16 protein-coding genes are annotated in these 15,354 nt (G+C 70.4%); 10 read left to right on the top strand and 6 right to left on the bottom strand.

Features of this window, described 5'->3' with window-relative positions:
* Positions 1-9 precede the first annotated feature (9 nt).
* Positions 10-1,650 carry a choline dehydrogenase gene (gene betA, locus AB0F88_RS35155; protein ID WP_362694369.1) on the bottom strand — a complete coding sequence of 547 codons (1,641 nt, stop codon included), beginning with the start codon at positions 1,648-1,650 and terminating at the stop codon, positions 10-12.
* A 129-nt stretch (positions 1,651-1,779) separates the two neighbouring features.
* Here betA and AB0F88_RS35150 point away from each other — a divergent pair, with 129 nt between their 5' ends.
* A complete protein-coding gene (locus AB0F88_RS35150; RefSeq protein ID WP_362694366.1) occupies positions 1,780-2,580 on the top strand; it encodes an IclR family transcriptional regulator in 801 nt (266 codons plus the stop codon).
* Positions 2,581-2,665: 85 nt separating this feature from the next.
* On the opposite strand, the gene AB0F88_RS35145 is transcribed toward AB0F88_RS35150, so the two are convergent.
* Both AB0F88_RS35145 and AB0F88_RS35140 read right to left on the bottom strand, forming a co-directional pair.
* On the bottom strand, positions 2,666-3,226 hold the full coding sequence (locus tag AB0F88_RS35145; RefSeq protein WP_362694363.1) for a YciI family protein: 561 nt from the start codon (positions 3,224-3,226) through the stop codon (positions 2,666-2,668).
* 143 nt (positions 3,227-3,369) lie between these two features.
* Positions 3,370-4,227, bottom strand: coding sequence for an SDR family NAD(P)-dependent oxidoreductase (locus tag AB0F88_RS35140; RefSeq protein WP_362694360.1), 858 nt, complete (start codon positions 4,225-4,227; stop codon positions 3,370-3,372).
* 185 nt (positions 4,228-4,412) lie between these two features.
* On the opposite strand from AB0F88_RS35140, the gene AB0F88_RS35135 reads away from it, so the two are divergent.
* Positions 4,413-5,285 carry a helix-turn-helix transcriptional regulator gene (locus tag AB0F88_RS35135; protein ID WP_362694357.1) on the top strand — a complete coding sequence of 291 codons (873 nt, stop codon included), beginning with the start codon at positions 4,413-4,415 and terminating at the stop codon, positions 5,283-5,285.
* A gap of 220 nt (positions 5,286-5,505) precedes the next feature.
* Here the strand turns inward: AB0F88_RS35135 and AB0F88_RS35130 are convergent, their stop codons facing one another.
* Together AB0F88_RS35130 and AB0F88_RS35125 are read right to left on the bottom strand one after the other, a co-directional pair.
* Entirely contained in the window at positions 5,506-6,108 is a 603-nt protein-coding gene (locus AB0F88_RS35130; RefSeq protein WP_362694354.1) for a response regulator transcription factor, read from the bottom strand.
* Between the two features lie 18 nt (positions 6,109-6,126).
* Entirely contained in the window at positions 6,127-7,191 is a 1,065-nt protein-coding gene (locus AB0F88_RS35125; protein ID WP_362694493.1) for a histidine kinase, read from the bottom strand.
* A gap of 482 nt (positions 7,192-7,673) precedes the next feature.
* Here AB0F88_RS35125 and AB0F88_RS35120 point away from each other — a divergent pair, with 482 nt between their 5' ends.
* The 8 genes from AB0F88_RS35120 to AB0F88_RS35085 all read left to right on the top strand — a co-directional run bounded on the left by AB0F88_RS35120 (position 7,674) and on the right by AB0F88_RS35085 (position 13,929).
* Complete coding sequence (locus tag AB0F88_RS35120; protein WP_362694490.1) at positions 7,674-8,558, top strand: ABC transporter ATP-binding protein; 885 nt, start codon at positions 7,674-7,676, stop codon at positions 8,556-8,558.
* Positions 8,559-8,591: 33 nt separating this feature from the next.
* Positions 8,592-9,311: an ABC transporter permease gene (locus AB0F88_RS35115; RefSeq protein WP_362694351.1), complete on the top strand. Its 720-nt coding sequence runs from the start codon at positions 8,592-8,594 to the stop codon at positions 9,309-9,311.
* 107 nt (positions 9,312-9,418) lie between these two features.
* Positions 9,419-9,892, top strand: a complete 474-nt coding sequence (locus AB0F88_RS35110) for a carboxymuconolactone decarboxylase family protein (RefSeq protein WP_362694348.1) — start codon at positions 9,419-9,421, stop codon at positions 9,890-9,892.
* 156 nt (positions 9,893-10,048) lie between these two features.
* The gene (locus AB0F88_RS35105) at positions 10,049-10,972 is read left to right on the top strand and encodes an RNA polymerase sigma-70 factor (RefSeq protein ID WP_362694345.1); all 924 of its coding nucleotides are present in this window, start codon (positions 10,049-10,051) and stop codon (positions 10,970-10,972) included.
* A 122-nt stretch (positions 10,973-11,094) separates the two neighbouring features.
* Complete coding sequence (locus AB0F88_RS35100; RefSeq protein WP_362694342.1) at positions 11,095-11,421, top strand: PadR family transcriptional regulator; 327 nt, start codon at positions 11,095-11,097, stop codon at positions 11,419-11,421.
* Complete coding sequence (locus AB0F88_RS35095) at positions 11,418-11,774, top strand: DUF1048 domain-containing protein (protein WP_362694339.1); 357 nt, start codon at positions 11,418-11,420, stop codon at positions 11,772-11,774. Before AB0F88_RS35100 ends, AB0F88_RS35095 begins: the two co-directional genes overlap by 4 nt.
* 1 nt (position 11,775) lies before the next feature.
* Complete coding sequence (locus AB0F88_RS35090) at positions 11,776-12,102, top strand: DUF1048 domain-containing protein (protein WP_362694336.1); 327 nt, start codon at positions 11,776-11,778, stop codon at positions 12,100-12,102.
* Positions 12,103-12,405: 303 nt separating this feature from the next.
* Positions 12,406-13,929: an MDR family MFS transporter gene (locus AB0F88_RS35085; protein WP_362694333.1), complete on the top strand. Its 1,524-nt coding sequence runs from the start codon at positions 12,406-12,408 to the stop codon at positions 13,927-13,929.
* Positions 13,930-14,323: 394 nt separating this feature from the next.
* Here the strand turns inward: AB0F88_RS35085 and AB0F88_RS35080 are convergent.
* Positions 14,324-15,354 (bottom strand): tetratricopeptide repeat protein (locus AB0F88_RS35080; RefSeq protein ID WP_362694330.1); only part of this gene is annotated, 1,031 nt, incomplete at its 5' end.

Below are 15,354 nucleotides of genomic sequence, written 5' to 3'. Positions count from 1 at the left end.
CGGGCGCGGTCAGCGGGGGGAGCCGTCGCGGTGCCGGTAGAAGTCCGCGTGCTCGGCGGCGAGCGGGGTGTTGCCCAGGATGAGGTCGGCCGCCTTCTCCGCGACCATCATGACCGGCGCGTAGATGTTGCCGTTGGTCACGTACGGCATCACCGAGGCGTCCACCACGCGCAGCCCCTCGAGGCCGTGGACCCGCATCGACAGCGGGTCGACCACGGACATGGCGTCGACGCCCATCCTGGCGGTGCACGAGGGGTGCAGCGCGGTCTCGCCGTCCCTGGCCACCCAGTCGAGGATCTCCTCGTCGGTCTCGACGCCGGGGCCCGGTGACAGCTCCCCCGCGTTGAACGCGTCCATCGCGGGCTGGTTCAGGATGTCGCGGGCGATCCGGACGGCCTCCACCCACTCGCGCCGGTCCTGGTCGGTGGACAGGTAGTTGAAGCGCAGCGCCGGGTGGACCCGGGGGTCGGTGCTCGTGATCTTCACCGAGCCGCGCGAGTCGGAGTACATCGGACCGATGTGCACCTGGTAGCCGTGCCCGCCCGCGGGCGCGGAGCCGTCGTAGCGGACCGCGATGGGCAGGAAGTGGAACATCAGGTTGGGGTAGTCGACGTCGTCGTTGCTCCGGGTGAAGCCGCCCGCCTCGAAGTGGTTGGTCGCGCCGGGGCCGCTGCGCAGGAACAGCCACCGCGCGCCGATCAGCGGCCGGTTGCGCCACTTCATCGCGGGCTGCACCGACACCGGCCGCTTGCAGCCGTACTGGATGTAGACCTCCAGGTGGTCCTGGAGGTTCTCGCCGACGCCCGGCAGGTCGTGCACGACGTCGACGCCGAGGGCGTCCAGCTCGGCGGCGTTGCCCACCCCGGACAGCTGCAGCAGCTGCGGGGTGTTGATCGCGCCGCCGCACAGGATCACCTCGCCCGCGTGGACCGTCCGGCCGTCGTACTCGACGCCGACGGCGCGCCTGCCCTCGAAGAGGATGCCGGTGACGTGCGCCCGCGTCCTGACCTCCAGGTTGGGGCGGTTCATGACCGGGTGCAGGTAGGCGCGGGCGGCCGACAGGCGGCGGCCCCTGCTGATGTTGCGGTCGAAGCGGGCGAAGCCCTCCTGGCGGTAGCCGTTGACGTCGTCGGTCAGCGGGTACCCGGCCTGCTGCACCGCCTCGAAGAAGGCGCCGAACAGCGGGTTGCGCACCGGCCCGCGCTCCAGCACCAGGGGCCCGCCCCGCCCCCGCCAGGAGTCGGCGGGGTCGGCGGCCAGGCAGTTCTCCATGCGCTTGAAGTACGGCAGGCAGTGGGCGAAGTCCCAGGTCTTCATGCCCTCGTCGGCGCCCCAGCGCTCGTAGTCCATCGGGTTGCCGCGCTGGAAGATCATCCCGTTGATGCTGCTGGAGCCGCCGAGCACCTTGCCCCTGGCGTGGTAGATCCGGCGGCCGTTCATGTGCGGCTCGGGCTCGGACTCGTACTTCCAGTCGTAGAAGCGGCTGCCGATGGGGAAGGGCAGCGCGGCCGGCATGTGGATGAAGACGTCCCACGGGTAGTCCGGGCGGCCCGCCTCCAGCACCAGCACCCGGTTGGCGGGGTCGGCGGACAGCCGGTTCGCGAGGGCGCTTCCCGCCGAGCCGCCCCCGACGATGACGAAGTCGTACATGTCTGCCTCGCCTCGTTCAGCAGGAGGTAATGGCCAAAATTGTAGCGAATAGCGCAATAAGCTGCACCATTCGCAACGGTGATTGTTCCTTCAATGGCATTCGTTGCTCTCAGCGCCTACAGTCCCGCTATGGGCAACGATCCTCTCGGCGGCCGTACCGCCGACAGCAGTGGCGGAGTCCAGTCCGTCGACCGGGCCATCACCATCCTGGAGATCCTCGCCGAGCGCCGCGAGGCGGGGGTGAGCGAGATCGCCCAGGAGATATCGGTGCACAAGTCGACGGCGTTCCGGCTGCTGGGCGCGCTGGAGTCACGCGGCCTGGTCGAGCAGGCCGAGGAGCGGGGCAAGTACCGCCTCAGTTTCGGGATCATCCGCCTCGCGGGCGGGGTGGCCTCCCGGCTCGACCTCACCCAGCAGAGCCGCCCCGTCTGCCGCCGTCTCGCCGAGGAGATCGGCGAGACGGTCAACATCGCCGTGCTGCGCTCCCACTACGCGGTCAACCTGGACCAGGTACGCGGCCCGGCGGCGGTCACCACGCACAACTGGGTCGGGGAGCTCACCCCGCTGCACGCCACCTCCAGCGGCAAGGTCCTGCTGGCCCACCTCGACGACCTGCACCGGGCCCGGCTGGTCACGGCGGGCGGCCTGGAGCCGTACACCCCGAACACGATCACCTCGGCCGAAGCGCTGGAGGCGCAGCTTCTCCAGGCCCGCGAGAGGGGCTACGCCGTCACCGTCGAGGAGTACGAGATCGGCCTGAACGCCGTCGCGGCCCCCGTCCGCTCCCACGACGGCGAGATCGTCGCCGCGGTCAGCGCGTCCGGCCCCGCCTACCGCTTCAGCGAGGAGCGGCTGCACGAGCTGGCACCGGTCATGATCGCCGCGGCCCTGGACATCAGCCACCGCCTGGGCCACACCGAACGGAGCTGAGCGCCCCGGCCCCTCCTGGTCGCCGCGCGCGACTCCGGGGACCCCGGCGGCCGGGGCGCCGTCATGCCGTCGCGGCGGCGTGCCGTCACCGGCCGGGCGAGCGCTGGGCGGGCCTGCCGCCGAAGCGCCAGGGATGGACCTCCGTTCGGCCGCCGCCGGCCGGCAGCAGTGCCGCGGCGGCTTCGCGGTCCGGCGCCTCTACGGCGGCCGCCCGGCCGAGGCGCGTCTCGCCGTCGAGGGCGAGCAGCTCGCCGTACACGATCATGTGTCTCGACGTGGCCGGCGCGGGGCCGGACCCGCCAGTGGTGATCACCAGGAACCGGCCATGGCCGGCGACGGCCTCGGTGAAGTCCCACATGGTGCGGTCCAGGGCGTTGCGAAAGCGGCACAGCAGCACCGACTCGAAGACGCCGCCGCGGTAGTAGGGCTCCGCGTAGGCGAACGTGCGGGCGGCGTCCGCGTCCGGAAGGTCGACGATGTGCAGGCTGCCCGTCGACACGGCCTCGTCGCCGTCGCCGGTCAGCGTGGGGCCGCGGGCGATCAACCTCTCCCCGTACCCGTCCATGAAGGACCAGTGCTCCTCGCTCAGGCTCGTCTTGAGCTCGAAGGAGCCGGGCCGGTCACGACCGTATACGAAATATTCCACGACCGTTCAGCCTAGATGATCGTGGCTGCGGCCTCTCGCGTACGCCGCCGGGTGGCCGGCCGGTGCCGATCCGGGCGCGGGGGCAGGCCGAGTCGTGATCGTCGTCGGTGCCGGCCGCCGGGCCCGGATTCCCCGACCCCGGACTACGGCTGGGAGAAGTCCGTGGTGTGAGCCAGCTCGCGGCCGGCCTCGATGTCGGCCCTGAGGGCTTCGACCTTGCCGGCGGCGTAGGAGTAGGCGTCGGATCCCAGGAGCCGGCGGAACGGCCCGTCGCCGGAGACGGCGAAGGAGATGATCGCGGCGGCGCCCTTCACGGGGTCGCCGAGCTGGCTTCCCTGCAACTCCAGGTGGTTCCTGGTCATCTCGCGGATGGACTCGTAGCCCTCCGTCGTCGAGGCCGGCAGCGCCAGCGAGTCGCTCGTCAGGAAGCTGGTCCGGAAGTAGCCGGGCTCCACGACGGTGACCTTGACGCCGAACTCCGCGACCTCGCCGGCGAGCGCCTCGCTCAGGCCCTCCAGCGCGAACTTGCCCGCGCAGTAGAGGCCCCAGCCCGGAACGGCAACCAGGCCGAGCACGGACGAGATGTTCAGGATGTGGCCGCTCCCGCGTGTCCTGAAGATGGGCAGCACCGCTCGCAGCACGTTCCACAGCCCGAAGATCTGGACGTCGAACATCTGCCGGGCCTCGGCGTCGGTGGTCTCCTCGACCGAGGCCAGAAAGCCGTAGCCGGCGTTGTTGACGACGACGTCGAGACCTCCGAAGCGCCCGGTGGCGCGGCGAACGGCCTCGGCGACCGCGGTCTCGTCCGCGAGGTCGACGCCGAGAGCCAGCAACCGCTCGGTGTTCACGCCGCCGAGGGCCTCGGCGAGGCGCTCGGTCGAGCGGGTGGTCGCGGCGACGTTGTCGCCCCGCTCGAGCAGCTGCCGCACGAGCTCGAGGCCGAGGCCACGGGAGGCACCCGTGACGAACCAGGTCGCCGGAGTGCCGGTGGGGTAGGTCATGTCGATCGTCTCCTCGATGGTGGGCCGGTGTTCCGCCGCCGGGTCCTGCTCGGCGGCGTGGACTCCAGTCTTCGGGGCGGGATCACCCCGAGGAGGGCCATGAAAGGCCCTTCTCGTCCTCGGACCGGATGACCTAGGACGCGGCGGACCAGGTTGATCCGCGCTGTTCCTGCGAGAATGCGGGCATGACGGTGAGCAACAGGGAGCTTGCGGATTTCCTCCGGCGCGCCCGGGGCAGGATCGATCCGTCGCGCGCGGGGTTGCCGGCCGACGACCGGGTCCGGCGGGTGCCCGGACTCCGCCGCGAGGAGGTCGCGCTGCTGGCCGGGGTGTCCACCGACTACTACACCCGGCTGGAGCAGGGCCGGCCGATCACCCCGTCCGCCGGGGTCCTCGACGCGATCGCCCGTGCGCTCGGCCTGGACGCGGCCGGCCGCGATCACCTCGGGCACCTGGTCGGACCCGCCTCCGGGGCGCGCCGCCGCGTCCCCACCGTCCAGAGGGTCCGCCCGGGGCTCCACCGGTTCGTCGACGCCCTGGGCGGGAATCCGGCGCTGATCCTCGGCCGCCGGACCGATGTGCTGGCCACCAACCGCATGGTCAGGGCCCTGCTGACGGACTTCGACGCGCTCCGGCCGCGGGAACGGAACTACGCGCGGTGGATGTTCCTCACCGACGAGGCGCGAAACCTCTTCCTGGACTGGGACGTGCAGGCGCGCGCGGCCGTCGAGAGCCTCCGGCTCGACATCGGCAACGACCCCGGCGATCAGGCCGCGAAGGATCTCGTGGCCGAACTCGCGGCGCGCAGCCCCGATTTCCGGCGGTGGTGGGAGGAACACGGCGTGTATCGGCGCACGTTCGGCTCCAAACACCTCCGGCACCCGGTCGTCGGAGAGCTGACGGTCGACTACGAGACGTTCACGATGCCCGGCGATCCCGATCAGACCCTCTTCGTCTACACGACCGAGGCCGGGACGGCATCGCGGCAGGCCATGGACCTCCTGGCCGGCTGGGTCCTTTCCGACGACGCCGCCGGACGCGGACGGCGCGCCGGGTAGCCGGCGCGGTGCCGGCTCACGGCCTTCCCGGCGGGGGCGGTGATCGTCTTTCCGGCCTTGTCACTCGCCTTGTCACTCGGTTCAGCCCGGCTCGGCTCGGCCACGGCGGAGGACGTGGGCCACGGGCCGCCGCCGTCGTCGGGGGTCTGCTCGGCGAGGTGTGAGCGGGGTGCCGATCCGAGGGCCCCGGCCGCCGGTTCGGTGGCCTGTTCGGCCTCGCTCACAGCCAGTCGTGTTCACGCGCGTACCGCGCCGCCTCGTGCCGGGTCCGGGTCTGGGTCTTCTGCATCGCGTTCGAGAGGTAGTTACGCACCGTGCCTTCCGCCAGGTGGAGCCGGGTGGCGATGTCGGCGACCGAGTAACCCTCGCCGGTCACTCGCAGCACGTCGAGCTCACGGTCGGTGAGCGGGCAGTCGTCGACGACGGCGCGGGCGGAGACGTCCGGGTCGATCCATCGCCTGCCCTCGTGCAGGGTCTTGATGACGGAGACGATGTGCGCCGGTTCCGCGGACTTGCTGACGAAGCCCTGGACGCCGAGTTTCAGCGCCTTGCGCAGCACGCCGGGCCTGGCGTGGCGGGTCAGCATGAGGATCACCTGCTCCGGCAGCGCACGGCGGATCTCCGCGACGGCATCGAGCCCGTCCACACCGGGCATCTCCAGATCGATGACGAGCACATCGGGCCGGTGTCGCAGCGTGGCCTGGACGGCCGCCCCGCCCTCCTCCGCTTCGGCGAGCACGGTGATCTCGCCCTCGAGCGGGAGCAACGCCGCCAGCGCCTTGCGGAGGAGTGCCTCGTCGTCGGCGAGCACCACGGTGGTCATCGGTCGTCCTTTCCCGGTTCAGAGAGCGGCGCCCGAACGGCCGTGCGGGAATGCCGCAGCCGTCAGGAAACGCCCGTCCTTCTGCTCCACCGTCAGCTCGCCTCCGTTGCCCACCACTCGTTCCCTGAGCGTGGCGAGCCCCCGTAGTTCAGGGAGCGGAGCCTCAGGCGCGCCGTCGTTGACGATGGTGATGCCCGACTCCGACAGGGTGATGCGCACCTGCTCGGCCTGCGCGTGCCGCAGGATGTTGGTGGTCGTCTCCCGCAGGACCTGGCCGAGCAGCTCGCCCACGTGCGCGTCGACCTCGGCCTCACGGTCGACGCGCACGTGGATGCCCGCGGCCTCGAAGAGGTTCTTCGCGTTCTCCAGCTCCGCGGACAGGTTGAGCCGTCGCTGCGCGTAGGCGAGCTGCTTGGTCTGGGTGATGGTGTCGCTGACCAGGGCGTGCACCTCGCGCAGTTCCTGCTCCACCCGTTCGGGGTCGCTGTGCACCAGCCTCCGGGCCAGCGCGATCTTCAGCTTCACCACGTGGAGCGTGTGGCCCTGGATGTCGTGCAGATCACTGGCGAAACGCATGCGCTCCCGGACGACGGCCAGCTCCGCTTCGCGTTCCCGTGCCTCCTCCAGCTCCGCGACGAGGCCGTAGAACCTCTGGTTGGGGAACATGAAGCCGGTCAGCACCGCCGTGACGCCCGCGGGAATGATGACGTATCCGATCAGAACGCCGGAGACGTCCTCCTGTGTGATCAACAGCCTCGCCGCGCCCACGGCGGCGACGTAGGCGGTCAGCCCCAGGGCCGCCGCGCCTCGGTGGCGCGGTAGCTGGGGAACGGTGAGGGAGCCCACGACCGAAAGGCCGTAGAACGACGTGCGGCTGTCCACCACCAGCACGCCGAGGAGCCACACGGCCGCGGTGATGATCAGGCAGGGAAGCGCGACGCGGGAGATGTCGCGCGCCGCCCACCACACGAAGGCCACCAGGGCCGCGACCACGCCCAGGCCCAGGACGACGGCCTGCCACCAGGTCTCGGCATCCCTCGCCACCAGCAGCACCCCTACGGCGGCGAGCAGCGGGAGGAACATGACGAGATTGAGCCTGCGCAACCGATCCCGCGACGCCTCGGCGTGCTCGGACCTCGCGTGTGCCGCCCGTACCGGCCTCACCGGCCCTCACCCGGTCGCCGAGTCGTCAGGCCGGGCGCCGGAACCGCCGGAACCGCCGGAGCGCTCGCCACGGTGAGTGTCCCGGCCGTCCACCTCGGCCACCGGTCGTCCTCCGGCCACGGCTCCGTGCCGTCGGGAAAGGGGCCGGCACCGAGGCGGTGCGGGAGGAACGCCGCGCAGACCGGGAGAAGGACGGTCGTTCTCCCCGCCAGCGGCATGCGCGGGGGCCTGGTGTCCATGGGTGGCCCTCCGGGATCGAACGACTGAGTCCGCCCAGTATTCTTCCGGCCCCGTGACGGCACCAGTGACGCTGCGTCATATGTCAGCCCCGGGAATGTCATGGCGAGGTCATGACGTGGTCGCACTGCCTGGTGGGCGCGGCGGCTGCTGGGATCGACGACATGTCCTCGACACCGGTCATCGACGTTGAACGTCTGAACATCACCTACAACGACTTCCACGCCGTGAAGGACCTGTCCTTCCAGGTACGGCGAGGGGAGCTCTACGCATTGCTCGGCACGAACGGGGCGGGGAAGACCTCGACCCTGGAGACCGTCGAAGGTCACCGCAGGGCCACCTCGGGCACCGTACGGGTCTTCGGGGAGAGCCCCCGCGACCGGCGGGCGGTGCGGCCCAGGATGGGCATCATGCTGCAGGAGAGCGGATTCTCCCCGGACCTGACGGTGAGGGAATCGGTTCGGCTGATCGGAAACCTCACCCGGCGCGCGGACACGGTCGACCGCGTGCTCGGCATCGTGAATCTCACCCGCAAGGCCGGCACCAAGGTGTCCCAGCTCTCCGGCGGCGAGAAGCGACGCCTGGACTTCGCCACCGCCGTGTACGGAACGCCTGAGCTGATCTTCCTGGACGAGCCCACCACCGGGTTGGACATCCAGTCCCGGGACGATCTGTGGGACACCGTGGGCAAGCTGCGCGAAGACGGCTCCACCATCGTTCTCACCACGCACTACCTGGAAGAGGCACAGCAGCACGCCGACCGCATCGGCCTCATGCACAAAGGCACCCTCCACCGGGAGGGGACCGTCTCCGAACTGACGCGGACCATGCCCGCCGCCATCCGCTTCTCTCTGCCCGTCCCCGCCCCCGCACCGCCGCTGCAGGCCACCCGCGACAGCGACGGCACGTTCCTCATCGAGACCTTCGGCCTGCAGAAGGACCTGCACACCCTGCTCCGCTGGGCGCAGGACCACTCGGTGGAGCTGCGGGGACTCCAGGCCGGGCCGACCCGGCTCGACGACGTCTTCCGCGCCATCGGCAGCGACTAGCCACCCCGAACCTTCCAGGAAAGGAGCTTCGCCATGCTCTCGATCGCTCTCGGCGAGCTGGTCCAGATCTTCCGCAACCGGCTGGTTCTGGTCACCAGTCTCATCATGCCCGTGGCCGTCAGCGGGTTCTTCATCTACCGGCACGAGGTCTTCGCGGCCCTGGGCAGCCTCGGATACATCGCGGCGATCATGATGTTCACCGTGGGGGCGTTCGGGCTCTACACCACCGCGGTGACCACCCTGGCCTCACGCCGGCAGAACCTCTTCCTCAAGCGGCTGCGTTCCACCGCGGCCGGCGACACCGGCATCCTCTCCGGGCTGCTCCTGCCGATCACCGTCATCTCGCTGGTCCAGGTGGTCGCGATCATGACCGTCCTGGCCATGGTCACGAGCGGGCCGGACAACGTCCTTCTCCTGGCGGCGGCCGTCCTGTCAATGCTGATCATGATGCTCGGCCTGGGACTGGCCACGGCGGGAGTGACGAACTCCCCCGAGCACGCCCAGGTGACCACGCTGCCCGTCAGCCTCGGCGCCATCGCCGTGGCCAGCTGGGTGGGAATCACCGGCACCGAGGACCTCACCCTGCTCAAACGGCTGCTTCCCGGCGGCTCGGCCACCGAACTGGCCGTCAACGCCTGGAACGGCGGCGTTCCCGTCACGGACTCCCTGATTCTCCTGGCACCCACACTGGGCTGGGTCGTCGTCGCCGTCGTGCTGGCTTCCCGGATCTTCCGCTGGGAGCCGCGCCGATGACGACGCCCGGCGGCCGGGAGACGCAGGTCACGTTCGCCGGTGTCACAGGGAGCCGGGCCACCTCGTCTCAGAGGGTGTAGCCGTCAACGACAACGGAGGGGCACACCATGGACGCGAGACTGAACTACTTCACCGACCCGACCGCCGGCAAGATCCTCAAGCACTTCATGGCGGCGGGCAAGGCGCTCAAGGAGTCGCCGCTGCCGGCCGCCACGCAGGAGCTGGTGGCGCTTCGCGTGAGTCAGATCAACGGTTGCGCCGTCTGCCTCGACATGCACACCAAGGAGGCCGTCGCCGCCGGCGAGTCCCCGGTGCGGCTGAACCTGGTCGCGGCGTGGCGCGAGGCCACGGTCTTCACCGAGGCCGAGCGTGCCGCGCTGGAGCTGGCCGAGGAGGGGACCCGGATCGCGGACGCGGCCGGCGGGGTCGGCGACGAGGTGTGGGCGCACGCCGCCAAGCACTACGACAACGAGCAGCTCACCGCCCTGGTGATCCTGGTCTCCTTCATGAACACGGCGAACCGGCTGAACATCATCACCCGGCAGCCGGCCGGTGACTACGAGCCCGGGCAGTTCCACTGAACGGCGTCGGCAACCGGCTCGGGGCCCGGCTGCGGGCTCCGAGCCCCCGGGCCCGAGGCGTTGCCCCGGCCCGCCGGCGGCCTGGATGATCACTAGAGGATGTCCGCGCCGGCGAGTACGGCCGGGCGGGAGAGGTTCGAGGGGTGGGGACCGGACGTGAGCGAGGTCGAGGAGTTCGAGGAGCTGCGGCCGCTGCTGTTCTCGATCGCCTATCGGATTCTGGGCAGTGTCGGTGAGGCCGAGGACGCGGTGCAGGAGACGTGGCTGCGCTTCGACGGCTCCCCGGCGCGCCCCAGGTCGGCCAAGGCCTTCCTCGCGGCCGCGGTGACGCGGGTCTCGATCGACGTGCTGCGCTCGGCGCGGGTGCGGCGGGAGGAGTATGTGGGGCCGTGGCTGCCCGAGCCGCTGCTCGCCGACCCGTATGAGGATCCGGCGCGGGCGGCGGAACTGGCCGACTCGGTGTCGATGGCGGCGTTGCTGCTGCTGGAGCGGCTCAGCCCGCTGGAGCGGGCGGTCTTCGTGCTGCGGGAGGTGTTCGGCTTCGGATTCGACGAGGTCGCCACGGCGGTGGGGCGGTCGGAGGCGGCGTGCCGGCAGCTGCTGGTGCGGGCGCGGCGCCACATGGAGGCCGGGCGGCCGCGCTTCGAGGCGGTACGCAAGGAGCGGGAGGAACTGGCGTCGCGGTTCTTCGACGCCTTCCGCGAAGGCGACGTCGACGGCCTGCGGGAACTGCTCGCCGCCGACGTGTCGATGGTCGGCGACGGCGGCGGCAAGGCCCCGCAGCTGGCCAGGACCGTCGTCGGCGCGGGGAACGTGGCCCGGCTGCTCGCCTCCGTCTCCCCCCGGCTGGCCCGGGTCGACGTGACGTTCGAGCCGCACGAGATCAACGGGGAGCCGGGCGCGATCTTCCGCGACCGGGACGGCAGGGTGCTCCACACCCTGGCGCTCGACGCACTCGACGGGCGGATCCAGACGATCCGCTCGGTGATCAACCCCGACAAGCTCGGGCACGTGGGCCCGGTGGCGGACGCCTGGGCGATCGACCGCGAGGTGAGACGGGCACGCCGGCCCGCGAGATGACCACCACGGCCCGATGATTCGAACCGCTTCCACGGTCCGTGCCAGGCGTGCACCACTACTCGGTGCTACTGTATAGTGGTACTCGGTACCACCGAGCACCAGGAGACCGAAGAGGACCCACGATGGACGACCTGACGGAGATGCTGAAGGGCACGCTCGAGGGCTGCGTGCTCGAAATCATCGGCAACGAGGAGACCTACGGGTACGCCATCACGCGTCGGCTGAACGAACTCGGCTTCGCCGACGTCGTCGAGGGGACGGTTTACACCATCCTGCTGCGACTGGAGAGGAACAGGCTCGTCCAGGTGACGAAACGACCGTCCGGGCTGGGCCCGCCGCGCAAGTTCTACGCGCTCAACAACGCGGGGCGCGAAGAACTCGCGACGTTCTGGGCGAAATGGGAGTACGTCACATCACGGATCGACAAGCTCAAGGAAGGCGGGAGATGAACTTCTGGGAGACCATCACCGGCAGCGATCTCACCAGGGAATACAAGGCGTTCGAAGTTCGGGCCGGGGCGTTGCCGGCCGACCACCGGGCGGCATGGGAAGAGATCAAGTGTCATCTTTTTCCCTACGGGGACTTCACAGGCCGGAACCTGATGCCGCTCCTCGACGGTGCCCTGGGGCTGCTCGAAGAGACGGCGGCCGACGGGCAGAGCATTCACGAGGTGCTGGGTGACGACATCAAGAGCTTCTGCACGGCGCTGGCCGGCGGAGAAGGGGCCCGGAGCTTTCGCGACCGGTGGCGCGAGCAGCTGAACAGGAACGTCGCGAGGAAACTGGGCCGGCTGGGAGGCTGACGTGGGCATCCGGGACATCATCGATGGCAAGAAGCAGTGGCGGGCGCACGTGGCGCGGGTCAAGGCGCTCCCGCCGGACTACCAGATCGTCTACAAGGAGATCCAGAGATACTTCTTCAAGGTCGGACCGATCGACCTGCTCGACGGGTCCCTGCTCTCGGGGATCGTCGATTTCTTCGAGGAGGGCGCCGCGGCAGGCAAGGGGGTCCTGGAACTCATCGGCGACGACGTCGCCGCCTTCTGCGACGACCTGATCAAGGACTCGCGCACCTACGCGGACATCTACCAGGAGTCCGTCGGCGGGAAAACCGGTATGGCCGAGAAGTGACACCCGCCGGCCCGGGGCACCGGCGGGCGCCTTGACGACCGGGACGTCGTCGTCGTACCGGTGGCGTATGCCCGGGCGGCCCTGACGACCGGGGTCAGGGAGACGGCCACGCCTCCGACCGGGGTCAGGGAGACGGCCACGCCTCGCGCGCCGGCCCGCGCGGCGGATCCCGCCGGAACGGGAATGCCCGCAGCCGGGAGGCGGTTGCCTACTCGCTGGACCGTCTCGCCTGACAGCCAGGCCGCCGGCGCGGCGGGTCCGGCACCGACGTCCGCGCTCGACCCGCAAGGAGAAGTCCCTCACGTGACGACGACAGCAGCCTCGGGGGGCGTCGGTCTCCGGTCGGAGCGCGGTCCCGTGCTCGCCGCCATCATGCTCTGCACCGGTCTGGTGGCCCTCGACAGCACGATCATCGCGACGGCGGTGCCGTCCATCGTCCGCGACCTCGGGGGCTTCTCGCAGTTCCCCTGGCTTTTCTCGATCTACCTGCTCACCCAGGCGGTCACCGTCCCCCTCTACGGCAAGTTCGCCGACATCTTCGGGCGCAAGCCGGTGATGTTCTTCGGCATCGCCGTGTTCCTCCTGGGCTCGGTCCTGTGCGGCGTCGCCTGGAGCATGCCGGCGCTCATCGCCTTCCGCGCGCTGCAGGGCATCGGCGCCGGGGCCGTGCAGCCGATGAGCATCACGATGGTCGGCGACCTGTACTCCGTCGAGGAACGCGCGCGCGTGCAGGGGTACGTGGCGAGCGTCTGGGGCGTCTCCTCGGTGGTCGGGCCCGCCCTCGGCGGCCTCTTCTCGGAGTACGTCTCGTGGCGGTGGATCTTCTTCATCAACCTGCCGCTCGGCGCCCTGGCCGCCTGGGTGCTCGCCCGGCGCTTCAGGGAGCGGGTGACCCGCAGCTCCCACCGGATCGACTACCTCGGGGCGACGCTGCTCATGGCCGGCTCCTCGCTGGTCATCCTCGGCCTGCTGGAGGGCGGTGTGGCGTGGGGCTGGGGATCGGCGCAGAGCCTGCTCATCTTCGCGGCGGGGGCCGTCATGGTCGTCGCCTTCGTCCTCGTGGAGCGCAGGGCCGCCGAACCCGTCCTGCCGCTGTGGGTGTTCCGGCACCGCACGCTCACCGGCGGCAATCTCGTCTCGCTGGGCGTCGGCGCCCTCCTGATCGGCCTCAGCTCGTACGTGCCGACCTACGCCGAGGGCGTCCTGGGGACCGGCGCCCTGGTCGCCGGCTTCGCCCTGGCCGCGCTCACCATCGGCTGGCCCATCGCCGCGACCCTGTCGGGGCGCCTCTACATGCGCATCGGCTTCCGTGACACGGCGCTGATCGGCGCCGGCCTGATCGTGGCCGGCACCGTCCTGTGCACCCTGCTGTTCACCCGGCACGCGCAGATATGGGCGGTCGCGGCGGCGTGTTTCGTGGTCGGCGCCGGGCTGGGGCTCGCGTCGAGCCCGACCATGGTCGCCGTCCAGTCCGTCGTCGGCTGGGAACGACGCGGCGTCGTCACCGCGACCAACATGTTCTGCCGCTCCATCGGCAGCGCGATCGGCGCGGCGGTCCTCGGAGCCCTGTCGAACGCCACCCTGGCCGACCGCTTCGCCCACCCGCCGGCCTCGGTGGCCGGCCGGCTGCCCGGCAGCGTGGACGCCACGAGCCTGGTGCTCGGCGGCCAGAACCCGGGCGGTCAGCCGGCCGTGACGTCCTTCGTCCGCGGCGCCCTCTACGACGCCACCCACATCGTCTTCCTCTCCCTCGTCGTGGTGGCCGTGCTCAGCCTGGCCGCCCTGCTGCTCATGCCCAGGCGCACCGAGCAGCTCACGTTCGACTGACCGGGCGGGCGGTCCCCTCCTCTGCGCGCCTCACCGGGCGCGCCTCACCGGGGAGGCGCCCGGCGCTCACCCGTGGCCATGGCGCGCCGAGGCGCGCGCCGCCCGGTGCGCCGCCCCGCCGTCGACGTCGAGCCAGGCGCAGGTGTCCGGCGGCAGCAGCCCGCCCGCGACGGGGCCGCCGGCCAGCAGGACGGCGCGGTGGCTGGGCGGCTCGACCGGGACGTCCGATGGCGCAGGTCGAGCCCGGCGTACCTGTTCGGGAGAACGCGGGCGTGGTCGAGGTGGGCGCGACCGGTGTGGGGGCGGATGCCGGCGGCCGCGGGGCGACGCACCTGGTCGGCGGACGCCGGTGATCGCTCATGTAGGTGACAATGGCTGACTGTCACCTACATGTTCATGCTGGATCTGGGCCGTCCCATGGACCCGCCGCCGACGAATCCGCCGCGATGATCTCCCGCCACACCTCCAGCAATCCCGCCAACCCGGCAACCGGCTCGGGACGGGCCAGCAGGTCATACAACGGCCGCGCGAACCGATCGCATGGCCGACGACCGTCCACGGCCGAGCGGAGGATCTCTACAGCCTCCGGCCCGTCACCTTTGCCGGCCACGGCCAACGCGCGGATCTCAGCCGTCGCGAACACCGACAGACGGAACATTCCGTGCGGCCACGGCTTGGCGATGGCGGCCAGCACCGAATCCGGTGTATGGGCTGAGGCGCCGTCTTGAGAGCTCACCCGGGTGACAATCCACCTCAACAGTTCGGAGCGCGGCCAGCTTCCGGCCTTTTGCAGCGCCGGCTGCGCCCGTTCCAACTCTCCGGTGAATAACAACAACATGCCCATCCATCCATGGGGATGAGGGTAGTCGGGATCAATCTCGATCGCCCGGCGAAAAACGGCCTCGACCTCCGCGAACCGCTTCAAATGGAAAAGTGCGCACCCGAGATTGTTGTGGGCCACGGCGGAGTCAGGATCAATCTCGATCGCCCGGCGAAAAACGGCCTCGACCTCCGCGAACCGCCCCAAACAAAAAAGTGCGTACCCGAGAACGATGTGGGCCGCGGCGGAGTCAGGATCAATCTCGACCGCCCGGCGAAAAACGGCCTCGGCCTCCGCGAACCGCCCCAAATGAAGAAGTGCGCACCCGAGATCGTAGTGGGCAGTGGCGTAGCCGGGGTCGAGGTGGATCGCGTCGCGGTAGGCGATTACGGCTTCTTCGTACCTCCCATAGCCGGCCTCGGTGTCCCCACGCCCCTTGCTGGCCAAGCTCTTGAGCCGGTTGGCCTCACGGTAGGCGCTCCGAGCCTCTTCGTGACGGGCAAGCTCGGTGAGCGCGTCACCCAACTCATGATGGATCCGGGGATCATTGGAACGGAGATGTACCGCGTCGCGGTAGGCGGCCACGGCCTCTTCGTGTCGGCCGA

Origin of the sequence: Streptosporangium sp. NPDC023963, from assembly GCF_040639135.1 — a bacterium.
Classification (GTDB): Bacteria; Actinomycetota; Actinomycetes; order Streptosporangiales; family Streptosporangiaceae; genus Streptosporangium.
This window is presented reverse-complemented; position numbering and strand designations above follow the sequence as displayed.

Bases quoted from the DNA above. Each gene is read 5' to 3' on its own strand.
- betA (WP_362694369.1), bottom strand. From the start codon at position 1,650: ATGTACGACTTCGTCATCGTCGGGGGCGGCTCGGCGGGAAGCGCCCTC.
- AB0F88_RS35150 (WP_362694366.1), top strand. From the start codon at position 1,780: ATGGGCAACGATCCTCTCGGCGGCCGTACCGCCGACAGCAGTGGCGGA.
- AB0F88_RS35140 (WP_362694360.1), bottom strand. From the start codon at position 4,227: ATGACCTACCCCACCGGCACTCCGGCGACCTGGTTCGTCACGGGTGCC.
- AB0F88_RS35135 (WP_362694357.1), top strand. From the start codon at position 4,413: ATGACGGTGAGCAACAGGGAGCTTGCGGATTTCCTCCGGCGCGCCCGG.
- AB0F88_RS35130 (WP_362694354.1), bottom strand. From the start codon at position 6,108: ATGACCACCGTGGTGCTCGCCGACGACGAGGCACTCCTCCGCAAGGCG.
- AB0F88_RS35125 (WP_362694493.1), bottom strand. From the start codon at position 7,191: ATGTTCCTCCCGCTGCTCGCCGCCGTAGGGGTGCTGCTGGTGGCGAGG.
- AB0F88_RS35120 (WP_362694490.1), top strand. From the start codon at position 7,674: ATGTCCTCGACACCGGTCATCGACGTTGAACGTCTGAACATCACCTAC.
- AB0F88_RS35115 (WP_362694351.1), top strand. From the start codon at position 8,592: ATGCTCTCGATCGCTCTCGGCGAGCTGGTCCAGATCTTCCGCAACCGG.
- AB0F88_RS35110 (WP_362694348.1), top strand. From the start codon at position 9,419: ATGGACGCGAGACTGAACTACTTCACCGACCCGACCGCCGGCAAGATC.
- AB0F88_RS35100 (WP_362694342.1), top strand. From the start codon at position 11,095: ATGGACGACCTGACGGAGATGCTGAAGGGCACGCTCGAGGGCTGCGTG.
- AB0F88_RS35095 (WP_362694339.1), top strand. From the start codon at position 11,418: ATGAACTTCTGGGAGACCATCACCGGCAGCGATCTCACCAGGGAATAC.